Raw genomic sequence first — 17,979 nt, 5'->3', positions numbered from 1 at the left:
CGGACCCTACGAATCAGGCGGTTATCGCCACGATCACGCCAAGCGAGCCGGTTACGATAACGAACAACGGAGGAGCAGACAGCTACACGTTCGTAGAGAACGGAAGCTTCACGTTCAAATTCGTCGATGTAGCAGGGAACACGGGTACGGCGACAGCGGTGGTGAGCAACATCGTGGCGAACGCTACCGGAGTCCCAGGCAAGCCCGTACTATTAAGTGATAACGGCCATAATACAGGATTAATGGATGGATCTTATGAAATAAAGATGAACTTGTGGTGGGGAAACAACGGTACAACTTACAAATTGTATGAGAATGATGAACTCATCGATACGCAAATACTTAAAGATTCGTCACCTCAAGCCCAATCCACTGTCACGTCCGTAACATACAAAGCAAACGGCACGTACCGCTATATCGCTGAACTGACAAATGCATTCGGTACCACGCGAAGCAACGTACTCACTGTACGGGTGACCGACGCCGAGCCGGGCTACCCCGTGCTCTCGCATGATAACTGGGATGGAGATGGAACCTTCAACGTGAGCATGAACATGTGGTGGGGAACGAATGGATCGACGTATCGGCTGTATGAGAATGGCGTGCTCATCGATACCCAGAGGCTCACAGTTAAGACGCCGCAAGCGCAATTGGCCGTAACAGAGATCCGTGATAAACCGGCGGGCACATATGAATATCGATGCGAGCTTGTGAACGAAGCCGGCGTGACATCGAGCAGAGCGATCACTGTAAAGGTCAAATAATCTGTATCCATTCAGACACGAAAGGCGCCTATACCTTGCGTGGTATGGGCGCCCTTTTGATGTTTTATTCGTAACAACGTACAAACGGATCTTAATTAAAATCACGTATTTTCGAAGAGTACGGGGGTGGCACCATTCGTGTATCGAACTCTCTACTGCGTATAGTCATTGATCCGTTTGGAATCGATGCATATACTATAGCATTCGCCAACCCAAATAACCCGTGAAGCCCCTGGCTTTGCGGGTTATTTGGTGATCCATTGATTTCTAGCTGGCCAACCAATTCGCAGCATCTTCTCTGGAGTCGAATACGCGAAATTGGCTGCTTCTTTTGTTCATCTCGAGGACCATCTCTTGGAACCTGCCTTGGTTCACAAGATCTTGAGGGATGATCGCCGCTGTTTTCACATGATAATTGATCCACTTCTGAATCATCGCCCCGGCCACCCTCGTCCGAAGCTGGAAAAAATCTGCATCGAGCGCATGGTAGTGCAGCAGCAGAAGGGTTGTGTCGTGTTCAAAGTTTACCGCAATCACATCAACCGCATCTTGTTCAGTTCGAAGCGGCGGATCGGAAGAGATAACTTCCACCATTTTTTTGTTCGCATGTTCAATTATGGTGTATTGCATGATAAATCCCACCTTATTGTCTTGGTATTGTTGCTAGCTCTTTCCGAATGTCCTGCACCCAATTCAATTCATTGTAGTAGGAAGAGAGCAGGTTTTCGGATATTTTGTTCCATAACATGACTTCGCGTGGATTTCGATTGGGTGTATGTTCGCCACGTCTCATTTTTTCCTTTTGGTAAGCGATTTGGAGATTGATTTTATTCTCATATTCGCTGAATAGCTCGTTCAGCTCTTCATCGCTTAACAAATCGGCCCATGCGAGTTGAATTAAGAAATTATTCTTGATCTCTGGCGCTTCGGGCTCCGTAAGCACCCATTCTCTCAGACTCGTAAGGCCTTCCTCCGTAATGCTGTAGATTTTCTTCGACGGCGAGCTCTCTTGATGCTGGACTTCATTCGTTACGAGACCTTCATTCAAGAGTTGAACCAGCGATTTGTAAATTTGATTGTTGTTGCCGGACCAATACATCGTTGTAGAGTCTTCGAAGATTTTCTTTAACTCATATCCCGTTGAAGGCTTCCAGCTCAGAATTCCCAATATGGCATGCTTGATTGACATCGTTCCATCTCCATGTGATTGATTATTTATGTTAATAGTAACATATGTTAAACGTATTGTAAATTAGCTGCCCTAACTACGACTTGCATGATTTCATATCGAGATGGGAACAATTTAACTGATTTTCCCATTTGGGCTGGAAAGGGGTGGTAACCGATGACGGATTTCGTTGAGACGTTAAGGGCTGAATTGACTTCGCGATTACATGATCATACGAACTTCATCTTGCGTGCTGTTTCGAACCATACCGCCGTGTGTTATATCCCCGAACTGGTAGACATTGATCTCCTTAGCAATTTCGTCTTAAGCCCGCTGCTGCAATCCAAATGGCTTACAAATGAAGCAGAAGTGATGCGTTTGTTGATGATTGGAGATGTTCGGTCAGTAGATACGATGGATGCTGCCGTCCCTTTCCTCATGAAAGGATGGGCATACATTGCTGCTCCCATGTATGGCATCGTGGCAAACGTGGCGAACCTGCCCAAACGGCAGATTAGCGCACCGGAGAATGAGACGACGATCCTCGGGCCGATGCTCGCCTTCTCGGAAGCACTGGAGACGAGTACGGCGCTCCTGCGTTCCAACATCCCTGACACGACACTCAGTAGTGAGGATTTGAAGATCGGCAACAAACGTCATACATCGGTTCGGCTGATGTTCATGTCTGATCGCGTGGAACAACACTGCATCAACGTGGTGCGGCAGCGGATCGAGCGTCTACAAGATAATGACGTCACAGGCAGTGCCGAATTGCTGCATATCATTCAAGACAACGACAGCAGCATATTTCCGCAAATGCTATTAACGGAGCGGGTTGATCTGGCTTGCCATTCTCTGCTGGAAGGCAAGATCATCATTCTCGTCGATGGAAGTCAGTTAGCGATTATCGGTCCGAGCGAATTCACGGATTTTTTCTTATCCACGGAAGACCGCTACATGGGGTGGGGGATTGGGACGTTTCTCCGCTGCCTGCGGATGCTCGCATTGTTCATCTCTGTCTATTTAACCCCTGCTTATGTGGCTGCTTTGACGTTTCACTATGAGATCATTCCATCCTCCTTGCTCGTGTCGCTTATTGAATCGAGATCAAAAGTACCTTTTCCACCATTATTCGAGACGCTTATTCTTGAGATTACGATGGAACTGCTGCGGGAAGCTGGCGCTAGGTTGCCGACGAAGGTGGGTCAGACAATGGGTATCGTAGGCGGTATTGTCATCGGGCAAGCAGCGGTTCAGGCAGGCTTTACGAGCAATATTCTCATTATGTTGGTTGCGCTTGCCGCACTCGGCTCTTTTGCAACGCCGAATTATTTCATGAGCAGCACGCTTAGACTTGTCCGCTATCCGATGGTTATCTTTGCTGGTTTATGGGGGAGTATCGGAATCGTATCGATCTCCGTACTCGTGGCCATTCATTTAGTTCGTCAGACTAGTTTGGGGCAACCTTATTTCTATCCCATTCATCCGAATCATCAAACGAATACGTTAAGTCAGGACCTGCTATTGCCGGAGCCGAAGGGTCTATCCGCGACAGGACAGAGCATCCGTAAATTCTTGAAATCATTCCGTCTATCTTCGTTGTGGACGGGCAATATCGACGACTAACCTTTGCGTAAAGGAGGCACCATGTCTAATCCCGAACAAGCATCAACCAAATACCAATTCAATGCGTATATGCTGATGTTTCTGATCCCAAGCGTTCAAATTGGCGTCGGTGTCTTCGGCTTTCAGCGGTACATTTACAATGAATCTGGGCATGACGCATGGCTCTCGGTCATTCTCGCCGGACTCGTCACGCATCTCATGATGTGGATGATGATCACGACGATGAAGAAACACGATGATCAGGATCTTTATGATATACACCGTAATCTGTTCGGCAAATGGTTCGGCAACGGCTTGAATGTTGTGATCATGCTCTATTTCCTCACGAATATGACGGCGATCGTTCGAACCTATATTGAAGCCGTACAATCATGGATTTTTCCTGATTATCCAACTTGGTTACTTAGTTTAATCTTAGTCATCCTGATGGTATATGGCAGTCTTGGGGGAATACGCGCAGCTCTGCAGTTGTGTTTTATGAGCTTCATTCTGATTTCTGCGACGACGTTATTGTTCTATTATCCGCTGCAATACGCAGATTGGCGGCGGATTCTGCCGATCTATGATACGACCGTGCAGCATCTGGTGGCGGGTGCGATGAAGATGGGGTTTACGATCGCAGGGTTTGAGGTGATTTTTTTCGTATACTCGCATGTTAAAGATAAGGAAAAGGCGCTTCGGTATGCGCAAGGCAGCATCCTGTTCACGAATTTGCTGTATCTTTTCATTATGGTCATCTCCATTGTGTATTTCAGCGAGAATCAAATGCCCAAGACGATCTGGGGGTCGATAAACTTATTGAAAATCATTAAATACCCGTTTCTCGAACGCATAGAATTTATCGCCATTCCATTCTGGATGTTCGTCATTGTACCGGGATTGATGCTGCTAACTTGGATTCTTGTACGGGGGACGACGAGGTTGTTCCATTGGAATCAGAAGCTATTGATTTATGCGATTGCCATCATCATCCTTGTCGCCTCGATTTGCTTCCAGAATCGTCGGCAGATAAACACGTTGAATGATTATATCGGAAAATATTCAGTGATTGTCTCCTATTACTATCCGTGCCTATTATTCATCTTGACTTCCATTCGTCAATGGTGGAAGCATCAGAAGGGGAGCCAGAAATCATGAGAATGAAGTGCAAAATGATTATGCTAATGTTTGCAGGCTCTACCCTGATCGCAGGATGCGTACAGTCAAATGTGCTTGAGAAACTCGGCATAAGCGTCGCTATTGGATTTGACGGATTGCCGAATGACAAGCTTAACGTGACGTCCGTCATTCTCAATCCAACGCCAGAATCCCCGAAGAAATCTGAAGTGATCACGACGATCGCGAACAGCGGCAAAGGAGCTCGAATTCGGATCAATAGCATGCTGTCGCATTCCTCGGTCAGCGGACAAGTTCGGGTCGTGATGTTCGATAGAAAGCTCGCAAAGGAAGGCGTCTCGGATGTCGTTGAGAATCTGACCCGTGATCCGTTCCTTGGGGACAGTATTTATCTGGCTATGAGCGATGGATCGGCGAATGAGCTATTGTCGTATACCTATCCGCAAATTCCCGATATTGGCACATTCCTATATGAGATGATCCAACAGCATATTCAAGATGATTGGGTTCCTTCTTGTACGGTTCAGGATTATCGCAGTGCGATGTACAGCATTGGAGGCGATGCCGTCCTTCCACTCCTGAAGAAGAAAGATGAAAATGTCGAGATCTCTGGGCTCGTCTTATTTCGGGATGATAAGGCAGTAGGCGAGATCGATCCGAGTGAAGGCTACTTGCTCAAGCTGCTGCGCGGCAAGCAGAAGGAGTATTTGAAAGAAATCAATGTTAAACGTAGCGAATTGAGGCCTTACTTGCTGAATGAAGAGGAAGGGAACGTTCATATCGTATTCTCCAATATTGGCAGGAAAGTGCGTATCGATCTCACCTCCATGAAACCTATCCAATTCAAAGTCCGTGTCCACATGGATGTCGAATTGCAGGAAATTACGGATCACTATAACTTCAGTAACGACAAAGCGATTCGGCTCCTTCAGAAAAAAATCGGCGAGGAAATGACGAAAGAAACGAATCAGTTGATTCAAAAGCTGCAGCGCATGAAATCAGACGCCATCGGATTCGGCAATGTGTATCGAAGTTCGGTTCGGAACGCACATTTGACACGCAAAAAGTGGGAGAAAATGTACCCTGAAGCGAAAGTAGAGACGCAATTCAAAGTGAATCTGATCCGGACAGGGACAATCGAATGAAAGATGAAAAAGACGACACACCACTCAGAGGAAAGGGTTGTCGTCTTTTTATGATCTTAGGTACGTTTTTTTCTGATCGCTGTTGAAATGCCAATGTATAGCAGTGAGATGATGCCACTGAACAAGAAGAGGTATGCGATCGGGATGAGGAAGAAGGGCTCACGTAAGATTCCGTCCGGATCGATGCTTGAACCGATCATCGCACTGATCGCAAGGCAGATGACACTTATGCAGAATGGGATCGATGCTAGCCAATATTTGAGTTTCATACGGTTACACTCCTTTGTCTAAATCCTGTTGGTTCTTCATGTCTGTATTCCACAGGACGATTCATGCTGTTCCATAGACAAATCCTGACTTCATACCACTGATTCTAATGGATGGAGCACTGTTCGTCAATAATTTTTTATCGATTAACAATAAATAATAAACGTTATTCGAATGAATTACGGTCTTTCCCCGTATCACCCTGTGACGACATACTTGGAAGAAAAGGAACGAATTTGATATAATGATGCAATTCTTACTATACGCAGAGGATGATCCTATGAAACAGATTACGATTCTAATCGCGGATGATGAAAAGGAAATTGTCGATTTGATTAGTCTACATTTGGAGAAAGAAGGCTACGCCATCATCAAAGCATCGGATGGTCAAGAAGCCATACAAGCGGTACAAACGCATCATATTGACCTTGCGATATTGGACATTATGATGCCGAAGTTCGATGGATACGAAGTGACTCGTCAGATCCGCGAACATAACCCGATGCCGATCATCTTCGTCAGTGCCAAGACATCGGATTTAGACAAAATTACAGGACTCGTCAGGGGGGCGGATGATTATGTTACGAAACCGTTCAACCCGATGGAGCTCATCGCACGCGTGAATGCGCAGTTGAGGCGATTCAAGCATTTGAACCAGCTTGCCCCAGTCGGCGGACCGTCTGTGATCGAGGCTGGAGGCGTTATGATTAATCCGGAGCAGCGTACCGTCACGTTATATGGCGAATCAATTGATTTAACGCCCAAAGAATTTGATATTCTGTACCTGCTCGCGAGCTATCCCAAGAAAGTGTTCAGTGCGGAAAATATATTCCAGCAGGTATGGGGCGAAGCCTATTATGAGAGCGGAAATACGGTGATGGTTCACATTCGCGGCTTGCGCAAGAAGTTGAACGAAGATATGCACAAGAACAAATTGATCAAGACTGTGTGGGGGGTGGGGTATACGTTCAATGGGTAGCATGTTGCGCAGCTTCCGCTCCAAAATGATCTTAATTTTCGGCCTAAGTATGCTCCTCGCCGGAGCCATTATTTTCGGATTATACAAAATGCTTCAGCTCTATTATCACTCTCAGGTCAAATTTGAAGACTACGAGAGACGTATTCGCTATTTTATCCGAGAAGTGGGCGATGTCAATTTCTTCTTGATCTTTTTTGTTCCGCTTGCCATCCTGTTCTTCTTTCTGTTAACGAAACGATACGCGAACTATTTCCATGAGATTTCGAAGGGCATTCGCAACCTGGCCAATGGGGAATTTGACAAGCGCGTCACGGTGGCGACGAATGACGAATTCGGAGAAATTGCAGCGGATATTAATGCAGCGGGAGAGAAGCTGATGGAGGCCGTCGCAAGAGGCGATTTTGCGGAGAGTAGCAAGGATCAGCTCGTGTTGAACCTGGCGCATGATCTGCGAACACCGTTAACATCGGTGATCGGTTATTTGGATTATATCCTCAAGGATAAGGCGTTAACGCAAGAGCAGGTCCATCATTTCACGAGTATTGCCTTCGCCAAGTCGCAACGTCTTGAGCGATTGATCGATGAGCTGTTCGAGATTACACGAATGAGTCACGGGATGCTGAAGAGCGAAAAGCACCCGATCGATTTAGCTGAGCTGTTGACACAGCTGAACGAAGAGTTATTTCCTCTATTCGAGAAAAACCATCTGGAATCCAGGCTGCATCTTGCCTCGTCGTTAATTATAGAGGCGGATGGCGATTTGCTGGCTCGCGTATTCGAGAATCTATTGACCAATGCGGTTCGTTACGGCAGCGAAGGGAAGTATGTTGATATTCGTGCCTATCTAGAAGCCGGAGAAGTTGTCGTTCAAGTCATCAATTACGGAGACGTGATACCGCCGGAAGAGATTCCACATGTATTCGAAATGTTCTACACGGGCGATAAATCGCGAACCCATCGCGAAGGCAGCACGGGCCTTGGCCTATTTATATCTAAAAACATCGTGACGCAGCACAATGGTACCATCTCGGCAGATAGCAACTTGATCCGCACCCTATTTGAAGTACGATTGCCGCAAGCTGTATCGAATTAAGAAAAATTTAAAGAATACCCCATTTCTTTTTAAACAGTTTTTCCTATCCTTGTCGTTGAAGGGAGGTCAAACGATTGAAGAGGAAATGGGGTTTTTGTTATGTCTATATATCATGGTTCAAGGTGCGAAGATGGCGCCGTAGCGACGCTCCCGCGGCCTGGATGTTCCTCGCGCCAAGCTTGATCGGATTTGCGATATTCTATCTCATTCCGTTCACTGCCGGCGTCGGTTACTCCTTGATGGATCGTGCGGTCGGCGGTCAATTCGTTGGATTGGATAACTACCATGCCCTGTTAGCCAGCGACTCCTTCCGGAAAGCGGCTATCAATACATTCTGGTTCACGGTCGTGACGGTGCCAGTCATCATCGTGATCTCGCTTGGACTCGCGATGCTGCTCAATCAGAACCTGTACATTCGCAATGTCCTTCGGACGGCTTATGTGTTGCCGCTCGTCGTACCCGTTGCTTCGATCATCATCATTTGGCAGATTCTATTCGATTGGAACGGTTCGCTGAATGCTTGGCTCAGTCACTTCGGACTCGACCGTGTCGATTGGATGAAGACGGAAGCAGCACGATATGTCGTGATGGTCGTCTACTTATGGAAGAACGTTGGCTATAACATCATTTTATTCTTGGCTGGCCTGCAGCAAATTCCGAGGGACTACTACGAGACGGCCGATTTGGAGGGGGCTGGACGGCTGCGTCAGTTCACAGGCATTACGCTCGTCTATCTTACGTCTACGATGTTCTTCGTCATGATCATGTCGATTATAAATTCGTTCAAGGTATTCCGGGAAACGTACTTAATTGCCGGGGATTATCCGCATGACAGTATCTACATGCTACAGCATTACATGAACAATACATTCATGTCGCTCGATATCCAGAAGCTTACCGCGGCGGCAACCCTGATGGTCGGATGCATTTTGATGATCGTCATTGGTTTGTTCGCGGTAGAACGAAGGTTCCGACAGTTTATGGAATAGCAGGAGGAGATTCGAGTGAATTACATCAAAGCTTGGAAAAAATTATCTCTAACGATTGTGATGACGTGTATGGCTGTATGCTTGTTATTTCCGATCGGTATAACGTTTACGAATTCCATCATGACCGCTAGAGAAATCGGAATCAACTATGGTTCCATCGGGAGGATGGATGACTCTGGTTTTGTCAATTTGAAGCTGCTGCCGGATCTCGTGTCCTTCGAGCAGTACTACAAAGTGTTTGTGGAGAGTCCGCGGTTCCTGATGATGTTCTGGAATTCCGTATGGATGGTGATGCCGATTATCGCAGGACAGACGCTGGTTGCCGCCTTCGCAGCGTATGCTTTCGCCAAACTGCATTTTCGCGGACGTGATAAGTTGTTCCTCTTGTATGTACTGACAATGTTGATGCCGTTCCAAGTTACGCTCGTACCCAATTACATCATTGCGGATCGACTTGGGCTAATGAATACATCCAGTGCCATTATTCTGCCTGGCATCTTCGCGGCTTTTGGTGTGTTCATGCTTCGGCAGTTCACGATGAACATTCCGTATGCCTATATCGAAGCGGCGAAAATGGATGGTGCAGGACATGTACGGATCTTCTTCACGATCATCATTCCGATGATTCAGCCAGGAATTGCAGCGCTAATTGTCTTACTCTTCGCGGATTATTGGAATATGGTGGAGCAGCCGTTGATCTTCTTGGACGAACCATTGAAGCAGCCGTTATCGGTATTTCTATCGCGCATTAATCAAGATGATCGAGGTGTTGCGTTCGCAGCTTCCATGCTCTACATGACACCGATGGTCTTGTTGTTTCTCTATGCGGAATCTTATTTTATCGAAGGCATTCAATTGTCAGGCATTAAGGGCTAGCAGTACTGATTAGGAGGATCGTAAAAGTGGGGATGGGGTCGATGGAGGCATTAGACAGAAGTAAAAGCAAACGACCGATACAGATCATATTCGTTTTATTTGTCGTAATACTGCTATTTTTTACGCTATACAGCAATACGCTGCAATCGTTGTCGTATCCGAAGGTTCGAGCGGAGCGGGTGGAATTCGGCAGTATTGAACATGTGCTTGGAGGCATCAGCACGGTGCGGCCGATTACGGAAGCGAAGCTGACGAATCCTGCGGGATGGAAGGTTACGGTCATTCATGTGAAAGAAGGCGCTCGCGTGAAGAAAGGACAGACGCTGGTTACATATGACAGCAAATCTGCGGAACGGGAACTGGACGATGAACTCGCGCAATTGGCAAAACAGGAAATCGATCTGCAGAATAGTCAAGAAGCTTATATTGTATCGGCAACCGATGGGGACGAGACGAAATTGCGCAACGCCAAGCGTGATATTGAAATGCGTAAGCTAGATCTTGGTGTACAGGAACGAAAAATTGCCGCCTTACGAGCGAATCTTGCGAGCAATCAGAGAATGACAGCCCCCTTCGATGGGGTCGTCACCAAAGTGAATGCTGTCGTCGGAATGACCTCGGGCGGGGATGCGGACGTATATCTCGCGAATACCCTTCAAGGCTACCGGCTGGAGTTCCTCGTGGATGCGTCTCTCATATCAAGTCTCGGGATTGGCGTGCAAGAGAAGATACCCGTGACAGTACAGTTAGATTCCGGTCAGAAGAAGCTAGGAATGGAGGGAAGCGTCTATGAGATTGTTGATGCCCCGCCTCGTGTGGACGCGGAAACATCTGAATCTGGGAAACCGATCGCACAAAAAGTGGTTCGTGTGAAACTCATGGATGCTGGATTGAAGGGAGGTGAGCAAGCCGAGATCAAGCTGACAAGACAATCTGAGCAGCAGGGATTTCTCGTTGCGAGCGAGGCGGTCCATCAAGATCGTGACGGCAAATATATTTATCGCATTGAAGAGAAGAAAGGTTCGTTAGGAAATGAATTTATTGTGCGCAAGGCCAAAATTCAATCCAGCGAATCCAATGACAAAATGACAATGATTGTATCCAATACGTTCAACATGGATGACCTAGTCATTCTGGAGAGCAGCGAACCGCTGCTGGACGGTAATCGCGTACGACTGAAATAACAAAGTGTTCTTAGGAGAGAGGAATCATATGATGAGGAAACAAGTATTTATGGGTATGATGTGCTTATTATTAGCGGCGCTAACCGGTTGTGGAGACGGAAACGGTGAAAATGGAAATAGCGGGAGCAAGGAAAAGCCTACAACGAAAGACGGGAAGACGATTGTTACGCTTAGTACAACGTACGCCAACCCATACTTCGAGGCCGTTGAGAAGAAATTCGAACAGAAGTATCCCGAGATCGACCTACAAATTCAAGCCTTTGATAGCAGTGAGAGTGGTGCAGCCGAAGCGGATATAGAGAAGTATCTCAAAACGACGAACGCTGCGATCCTGTCCGGCAAAGGCGCGGACATTATTGAGTTGAGCATGCTGCCTGTGAACAATTATGTTGAAAAGAATCTTATAGCGAATATGTACGATACGTTGGAAGCAGATCAGACAGTAAACAAAAACGATCTGAACATGAATATTTTGGACGGCATGAAACAAAACGGAGGCTTGTATGCCATTCCATCTTCTTACTTCGTTGGGGCATTCATTAGCGACGGGGATATCTTGGACAAGAAGATCAAAGTGGACGAGAACGATTGGACTTGGGATCAGTTCGTTGATGTATCGAATCAGTTCATGCAGCAAGGGGGGCGTGAAGGAGGCCGTTATGCGTTAGCCAACTATAAGCCTGAGGAGTTCTTAAAGCTAGTCGTGAAGAATAATAGTGCTGATTACATAGATCAGGCCAAGTTAAAGGCGAAATTCGATTCGCCGGCATTTATTAACCAGCTGCATCAGGTGAAGAAAATGTATGATGACAACATCCTATCCGCGAGCAAAGCAAAACCAAGCAACCAGCTATTTGCATATACGTATTTATACTCTCCGCTAGACTTCTATGACTTAGGGTTCCGATTCTACAAAAATGGGAAATTGCTGCCTACACCGCATTCGCCGGGTGATGCAGGCGGCACAACGTTTATCGTTCCGAACCAGCTCGGGATTCAAGCAAACTCGCCGGTCAAAGACGAAGCATGGAAATTCATCGCTTACATGATGTCGGAAGAAGTACAGTCTTTGGAGGGGAGAGAAGGGTTCTCGTTATCGAAATCCGTCAATGATAAGCTGCTTACCGATATGGAGAAGTTCGTGAAGAGCAGTGAGTATACGGGCGAAAATGCCAGCAGCATTACTGATCGCCATTTCAAGCAAGTCAGACAACTTGTTGCATCAGTAAATCGCTTCGCAAGCTCGGATGATAAGCTGCTATCAATAGTTGTGGAAGAGGCCAAATCCTACTTCTCCGGTCAGAAATCGGCAGAAGAAGTAGCGAAGCTGATTCAGAATCGTACAACGACGTATTTGAATGAGTAATTACTTAAGAGGGATCACTGCACTGCGGTGATCCTTTTGTTATATTTACTTATAAATACTTATTGAAAATAACATAATACTTATATATACTTAAATCATAGAATGGAAAGTGGATGAAGTGAGGAGGGTATCCAATTTGTTTCAGGAAGAGAGATTATTGAAGATCCTTGAATATTTAAAAATTCATCAATCCATGAGTGTAGCAGATATCTGTACCCATTACCACGTTTCGAGAGATACAGCGCGGCGGGATATCGTCAGACTCGTGCAGGAGGGCGTCGTGGTAAGGACGCATGGCGGGGTTGCGCTGCCAGAGCTTCAGAAGGAGCTGTCATCCTATCAAGATCGCATGATTGAGGAATCGGACAGCAAGCAACGAATCGGAAGGCAAGGCGCGATGCTGATCCGCGATCATGAGACAGTTTATATGGACGTATCGACCACGGTCCAATTCGTCGCGCAGCATGTAGAAGCTAGGGGAATCACGGTGGTAACGCATTCCATTGATAATGTTGGGATTCTCTCGAAGCGGGATGATCTGAGTATCTATGTGTTGGGCGGATATCTGCATACGCAGAATCGCCTGCTCTATGGTCCTTCAGTCATTGACAAGATTAGCGACATCCGGGCAGATAAGGCGTTCATCGGGACGACCTCGATTCAACCAGATGGTTTCTATTATCCGTATGAGGAAGATGTTCGGGTGAAGAAAGAGATGGCGAAGCAGTCCGATCAAGTGATTCTCGTGGCAGATCATACGAAGTTCGGAGCCAAATCGAGATTCAAGCTGGATTTCGACTATGTAGACATTATCGTCACCGATCAACCCTTGAAGGAAGAACTGCGGGAAATACTCGATCACCGCAATATAACGATTATCGAATGTTCTCATCAACCTATTCAGGATGGAGTGAAGTAACATGAACCGTAAACTCATTCACAATGTACAAGTTGTACTACCACAGCAAATTCTGCCTTCCGCTGCCGTATGGGTGACGGACGGAAAGATTGAACGGATCGCATCAGATTCGCAAGAATTACAGGTCCTAGATGATAAGGTTGAACGTATTGACGGTCAGGGACAATGGCTCATTCCTGGCATGCTCGATGTTCATATTCATGGCGCGAACGGCCGCGATATGATGGATGGCACGGAGGAGAGTATTCAGGAAGTCTCTCGCGCATGCGCTGCAACGGGATGTACGTCATTTCTAGCAACATCCGTGAGTTCCACGATGGAAGATTTGCTGCAAATGATCCGAAGCGTGAAATCGGTTATTGGTCGTGAGGAAGGCGCGAAGATCGCAGGGATTCACTTGGAAGGACCCTACCTGAATCCGAAGCGCAAAGGCATGCAGAACGAGAAGTATCTTCGTCATCCGAATCTTGAGGAAATGAAGCTGATTTTCGAAGAAGCAGGCTCGCTTATCAAGATGGTGACGATTGCGCCAGAGCTGCCGGGCGGACTCGAATTGATCTCTTATTTGAAAGAACAAGGCGTAGTCATCGCTGTTGCGCACTCGGATGCGACCTATGAAGAGGCCAAAGAAGCTTTTGGCGCAGGCGCAAGCCATGTGACGCATTGTTTCAACGGAATGCGCCCTATCCATCATCGTGATCCGGGGCTGATCGTCGCGGCCTTCGAGGAAGAGCATGTCAGCTTGCAGGCGATCGTCGATCAAGTCCATTTGCATCCTGCAATCGTCAGGCTGATGCATCGAATAAAAGGACCGGAAGGAATGGTTCTCATAACGGATGCACTGCAAGCGATGGGACTGGGCGATGGGGAATACCTATTCGGTGGCCATCAGGTTACGGTATCAGAAGGCGTCGCAAGGTTAGTGGACGGGACATTGGCATCAAGTACGGTTACCATGAATGAAGCGCTGCGCTTAACGGTTGAGAACGGGATATCGATAACTGATGCGGTACAGATGGCTTCAACGACGCCTGCCCGGATTCTGGGCATGTCGCACAGCGGGCACATTGACGTTGGTTGCGAAGCGGACTTGGTCCTACTGAATGAGAACTATGATGTGGTATGGACCATGATCGGCGGGATGATCGCGAACCGATGAATCTGTGATTCAAGAGACCTTCGTGTGTCCCAGGGGTGAGATTCTAAACCATGTATAGGTCACATATCATGATATTGCTCTCGGTCCCGCAAATGGGATTCAAGAAATTTGTACACGAGGTGAATACATGAAGAGAAAAAGGCCATTCTTGGTGATCTTGTGCTGCATGATGCTATTGGGCATTTTTCCATGGACAGCGTCTGCTCAGACCCCGCCGGAATCTGTCATTTATGGCGGTGGACCGTTCTATGTCGGGGGAACCCCAACCATGGATATTCTACGACAGTCTGGATTTACGACGGTCATGCTCTGGACGATTCATGTCAACAGCAACGGCGATCTCGTCTATAATGATCAATTGGTTGTCTCGAACGGTACGTATGTTGGCAAATCCTTATGGCCAAGCGAACTCGCGACGCTCAAGCAAGCCCCGACATCCGTGAAACGCCTTGAGATCAGCGTAGGATCTTGGGGGGTCAAAGACTTTGAGAATATTAAGAATCTGGTCGCATCTCAAGGTACGGGTACGAGCAGCATTTTGTACAAGAACTTCTCCGCATTGAAGAGTAAGCTTGGCATTGATGGCATCAGCTTCGACAACGAGGATCTCTATGACGTGAGTTCTTCGGTCGCGTTCGGCAACATGCTCGGTAACCTTGGTTATAAAATAACGTTATGTCCCTATACGAACGTAAGTTATTGGCAGAGCGTTAAATCTCAGCTCGGTTCCTTTGTCGATCGGATTTATCTGCAAGTATATGATGGAGGGGCTGGCAACAATCCGGCAACATGGAGCAGTCAACTCGGTATGATCGTCATGCCGGGGCTCGACAGCAAAACATCGAGCGGCGGGAATACGCCGAGTCAGGTGAACAGTCGCATGAGCAACTGGAAGGCATCAGCCAATATTAATGGAGGATTCATTTGGTACTATGATGCCATTCTGAATAATCCGAGTGGCGGATCAGCGGCAGATTATGCCGCCGCCATCAACAATGCATTAGCACCCGTAAGTAATGGTTCGCTCACGACGGGTGGAACAGCTTCCGCCAGTTCCTCGAATAGTCCTTCCGGTGAAGAGAAGGAGAAGGCATTTGATGGCAGCAGTGCGACCAAGTGGCTCATTTTTGCGAACACGGGATGGATTCAGTATCAGTTCGGCAACAACGCGTCGCATGCGATTTCTTCTTATTCCATTACGTCTGCGAATGATTTCCAGGCGAGAGATCCAAAGAATTGGAGTCTACTCGGTTCTAATGATGGAACGAACTGGACGACGATCGATACACGCTCGAATCAATCATTCGCAAGTCGCTATTTGACGAAGACATTTTCCGTCACGAGCACAACCGCATACCAATATTATCGGTTGAACGTGACGTCAAACAGCGGTGGAGCAGAGCTACAAATCGCGGAAGTCGGACTATATCCTTAAGCGGTAATCCGTTCTCACCAAGTGGGGTTCTATACCAAAAAGAAAGGCTTGAGATCTCAAGCCTTTCTTTTTTTGTGTAGATTAGCAAAATTGGAACAGCAGCTGCTTGGATTGCCAGCTATAATTAAACTCAAATGACATCACCGCGCGGAGAAAGGAAAGATGATGCATTGAAGTACCACGAAGATATCCGGCGAAGCATCGCTTATATCGAATTGAACCTGAAGAAGGACTTGAACCCGAACGCCATCGCAGATCATATCGGATATTCTGTATATCACTTCTGCAGAGTATTTAGCATGATTCAAGGAATCCCGTTGATGGATTATGTTCGCAGGAAACGATTGAATCAGGCCAAGCGAGAGCTGCTCCATGGTCGGAAGATTATCGATATTGCATTCGATTATGGATTCGAGACGGCTAGCGGATTCTCTAAAGCATTTCGCAAGGAGTTTGGTTACAGCCCTTCCGTCTATATGATTAAGATCAATAATTTTACAACAAACCAGTCTTGGACAGATACAGGAGGTTATCCAGTGATTCCTAAGATCATCCACAAACCTGCCTTCAAGGTGGCAGGCTACGGCATTCGAACCAATGTAGCCAGTGGGTATACGCGTGATATTGCTGCCTATTGGGATACGTATATCGGAGAGAATTTAGAGAACAAAATGTATACGCAGTTGAACCCGCCAGCCCATGGCGAGGTAGGGATCTGCATTCCATCAACAGATGACGGGAACGTCATTTACTTATTAGGCGTGATTGTTGAAGATTATACGAAAGTGACACCTGACATGATGACCTGGGATGTTCCAGAAGCGGCGTATGCTGTCTTCACGACGCCGCCCGTGGATAATATCGATGCAGCGGCTTCCAACGATGCAGATCCATTATCGACAGCGGTGAAGGCGACTTGGAAATACATTTTCGAGGAATGGTTCCCAAACAGCGATTATCGGTATGATGAGTCTAAGCTGGATTTCGAGTTCTACGATGAGCGCTGCCATGGGTTGAAGGATGTCGTGATGGACATTTACGTGCCAATCAAGCCACGACAAGAGGGGGATTGAACGAATGGATAAACATTACTACGGCGATCTATGCGCCTTATATTATGATATCGATAAACCAACGGCGCCGCCGGATGAATTGGCATTGTTATTATCTTTTGCAAGCCCAGGGATGAGGATCTTGGAACCGATGTGCGGTTCGGGACGATTTATTGTCCCATTCGCAGAGCGAGGCTATTCGATTGATGGATTCGACTTATCGGAAGCGATGATTGCTAGATGCAGAGAAAAGTTGATACCCCTGCATGCCGCTTCCCGCATCGATTTGTGCGATTTTGCAGGATTTGATCGTCATCGAGAGCCATATGATCTCATTTTTATTGCAGCCGGGTCATTCTCCTTATTAACAGATCAATCGATGATTAAGGAGGCTCTGCAGGTCATGAAGCAATGTCTGAAGCCAGATGGGCGTATCGTGCTTAGCGTACTGACGGATCGCGCATATCGGAGCGCTCCGATCACGAAATCCCATTCGGAATCTGCTTCAGAGCAGGAAGGCAGAAGCGTGCAACAAGGCTCTATCGAAGTGGTCTTGAAAGGCAGTAATTCAGTATATGAACCAGAGAACCGTGTTCAATCTTCGCTTCTAACGTACGAGCTCTATGTGGAGGGCCAGTATGTTCGATCGGAATCGGAGGATTTCCATCTGAAGCTGTATGGACCGAATGATTTCGACGTGACCGTGGACCAGTGTGGATTGACTATCGATCGCAAATATACGGACCTGGGCAAGTCCAATACAGATTACCAGCACGGGGACGCCATCTGGTATGAATTGAGTAAGTAATATGTAAGACTTCTGATTGATACCTTGCAAGGG

The 17,979-nt window shown here is 47.0% G+C and carries 17 protein-coding genes and 1 pseudogene; 15 read left to right on the top strand and 3 right to left on the bottom strand.

What is annotated here, in order from left to right:
• Positions 1–185 precede the first annotated feature (185 nt).
• Positions 186–764, top strand: a pseudogene (locus GCU39_RS32580) (chitinase N-terminal domain-containing protein); the annotation flags it as partial.
• Between the two features lie 267 nt (positions 765–1,031).
• On the opposite strand, the gene GCU39_RS31945 reads toward GCU39_RS32580, so the two are convergent.
• Together GCU39_RS31945 and GCU39_RS31940 are read right to left on the bottom strand one after the other, a co-directional pair.
• The gene (locus tag GCU39_RS31945) at positions 1,032–1,394 is read right to left on the bottom strand and encodes a DUF4180 domain-containing protein (protein WP_227793529.1); all 363 of its coding nucleotides are present in this window, start codon (positions 1,392–1,394) and stop codon (positions 1,032–1,034) included.
• A 13-nt stretch (positions 1,395–1,407) separates the two neighbouring features.
• Positions 1,408–1,953 (bottom strand): PadR family transcriptional regulator, encoded by a 546-nt coding sequence (locus GCU39_RS31940; RefSeq protein ID WP_227793528.1) that lies wholly within the window; start codon positions 1,951–1,953, stop codon positions 1,408–1,410.
• 156 nt (positions 1,954–2,109) lie between these two features.
• On the opposite strand from GCU39_RS31940, the gene GCU39_RS10410 reads away from it, so the two are divergent.
• From GCU39_RS10410 to GCU39_RS10400, 3 genes are read left to right on the top strand one after another with little or no spacing between them, the layout of a single operon-like run.
• Positions 2,110–3,558, top strand: a complete 1,449-nt coding sequence (locus GCU39_RS10410; RefSeq protein ID WP_152393443.1) for a spore germination protein — start codon at positions 2,110–2,112, stop codon at positions 3,556–3,558.
• Between the two features lie 21 nt (positions 3,559–3,579).
• Positions 3,580–4,695, top strand: a complete 1,116-nt coding sequence (locus GCU39_RS10405; RefSeq protein ID WP_152393442.1) for a GerAB/ArcD/ProY family transporter — start codon at positions 3,580–3,582, stop codon at positions 4,693–4,695.
• Positions 4,692–5,819: a Ger(x)C family spore germination protein gene (locus tag GCU39_RS10400; RefSeq protein WP_152393441.1), complete on the top strand. Its 1,128-nt coding sequence runs from the start codon at positions 4,692–4,694 to the stop codon at positions 5,817–5,819. Before GCU39_RS10405 ends, GCU39_RS10400 begins: the two co-directional genes overlap by 4 nt.
• Positions 5,820–5,875: 56 nt before the next feature.
• Here GCU39_RS10400 and GCU39_RS10395 read toward each other — a convergent pair whose 3' ends face one another.
• A complete protein-coding gene (locus GCU39_RS10395; RefSeq protein ID WP_152393440.1) occupies positions 5,876–6,088 on the bottom strand; it encodes a DUF3955 domain-containing protein in 213 nt (70 codons plus the stop codon).
• A 278-nt stretch (positions 6,089–6,366) separates the two neighbouring features.
• Here GCU39_RS10395 and GCU39_RS10390 point away from each other — a divergent pair, with 278 nt between their 5' ends.
• The 11 genes from GCU39_RS10390 to GCU39_RS10340 all read left to right on the top strand — a co-directional run bounded on the left by GCU39_RS10390 (position 6,367) and on the right by GCU39_RS10340 (position 17,946).
• Positions 6,367–7,065 (top strand): response regulator transcription factor, encoded by a 699-nt coding sequence (locus GCU39_RS10390; RefSeq protein ID WP_152393439.1) that lies wholly within the window; start codon positions 6,367–6,369, stop codon positions 7,063–7,065.
• Entirely contained in the window at positions 7,058–8,158 is a 1,101-nt protein-coding gene (locus tag GCU39_RS10385; RefSeq protein WP_152393438.1) for a HAMP domain-containing sensor histidine kinase, read from the top strand. The genes GCU39_RS10390 and GCU39_RS10385 overlap by 8 nt, the downstream gene beginning before the upstream one ends.
• A gap of 161 nt (positions 8,159–8,319) precedes the next feature.
• Positions 8,320–9,147 (top strand): carbohydrate ABC transporter permease, encoded by an 828-nt coding sequence (locus GCU39_RS10380; protein WP_193726974.1) that lies wholly within the window; start codon positions 8,320–8,322, stop codon positions 9,145–9,147.
• A 60-nt stretch (positions 9,148–9,207) separates the two neighbouring features.
• Complete coding sequence (locus GCU39_RS10375; RefSeq protein WP_152397180.1) at positions 9,208–10,023, top strand: carbohydrate ABC transporter permease; 816 nt, start codon at positions 9,208–9,210, stop codon at positions 10,021–10,023.
• 32 nt (positions 10,024–10,055) lie between these two features.
• Positions 10,056–11,207 carry an efflux RND transporter periplasmic adaptor subunit gene (locus tag GCU39_RS10370; protein ID WP_152397179.1) on the top strand — a complete coding sequence of 384 codons (1,152 nt, stop codon included), beginning with the start codon at positions 10,056–10,058 and terminating at the stop codon, positions 11,205–11,207.
• A gap of 28 nt (positions 11,208–11,235) precedes the next feature.
• Positions 11,236–12,573, top strand: coding sequence for an ABC transporter substrate-binding protein (locus tag GCU39_RS10365; RefSeq protein WP_152393437.1), 1,338 nt, complete (start codon positions 11,236–11,238; stop codon positions 12,571–12,573).
• Between the two features lie 193 nt (positions 12,574–12,766).
• Positions 12,767–13,492 carry a DeoR/GlpR family DNA-binding transcription regulator gene (locus GCU39_RS10360; RefSeq protein WP_265333510.1) on the top strand — a complete coding sequence of 242 codons (726 nt, stop codon included), beginning with the start codon at positions 12,767–12,769 and terminating at the stop codon, positions 13,490–13,492.
• 1 nt (position 13,493) lies between these two features.
• Positions 13,494–14,651 (top strand): N-acetylglucosamine-6-phosphate deacetylase, encoded by a 1,158-nt coding sequence (gene nagA, locus GCU39_RS10355; RefSeq protein ID WP_152393435.1) that lies wholly within the window; start codon positions 13,494–13,496, stop codon positions 14,649–14,651.
• 127 nt (positions 14,652–14,778) lie between these two features.
• The gene (locus GCU39_RS31935; protein WP_227793526.1) at positions 14,779–16,086 is read left to right on the top strand and encodes a discoidin domain-containing protein; all 1,308 of its coding nucleotides are present in this window, start codon (positions 14,779–14,781) and stop codon (positions 16,084–16,086) included.
• A 170-nt stretch (positions 16,087–16,256) separates the two neighbouring features.
• On the top strand, positions 16,257–17,159 hold the full coding sequence (locus tag GCU39_RS10345) for an AraC family transcriptional regulator (protein WP_152397178.1): 903 nt from the start codon (positions 16,257–16,259) through the stop codon (positions 17,157–17,159).
• Between the two features lie 4 nt (positions 17,160–17,163).
• Positions 17,164–17,946, top strand: a complete 783-nt coding sequence (locus GCU39_RS10340; RefSeq protein WP_227793525.1) for a class I SAM-dependent methyltransferase — start codon at positions 17,164–17,166, stop codon at positions 17,944–17,946.
• Positions 17,947–17,979: the final 33 nt, after the last annotated feature.

It is taken from the genome of Paenibacillus guangzhouensis (assembly GCF_009363075.1).
In the GTDB taxonomy this organism is placed as follows: Bacteria; Bacillota; Bacilli; order Paenibacillales; family Paenibacillaceae; genus Paenibacillus_K; species Paenibacillus_K guangzhouensis.
The sequence above is the reverse complement of the archived record's forward strand: the minus strand, read 5'-3'. Positions and strand labels throughout refer to the sequence as shown.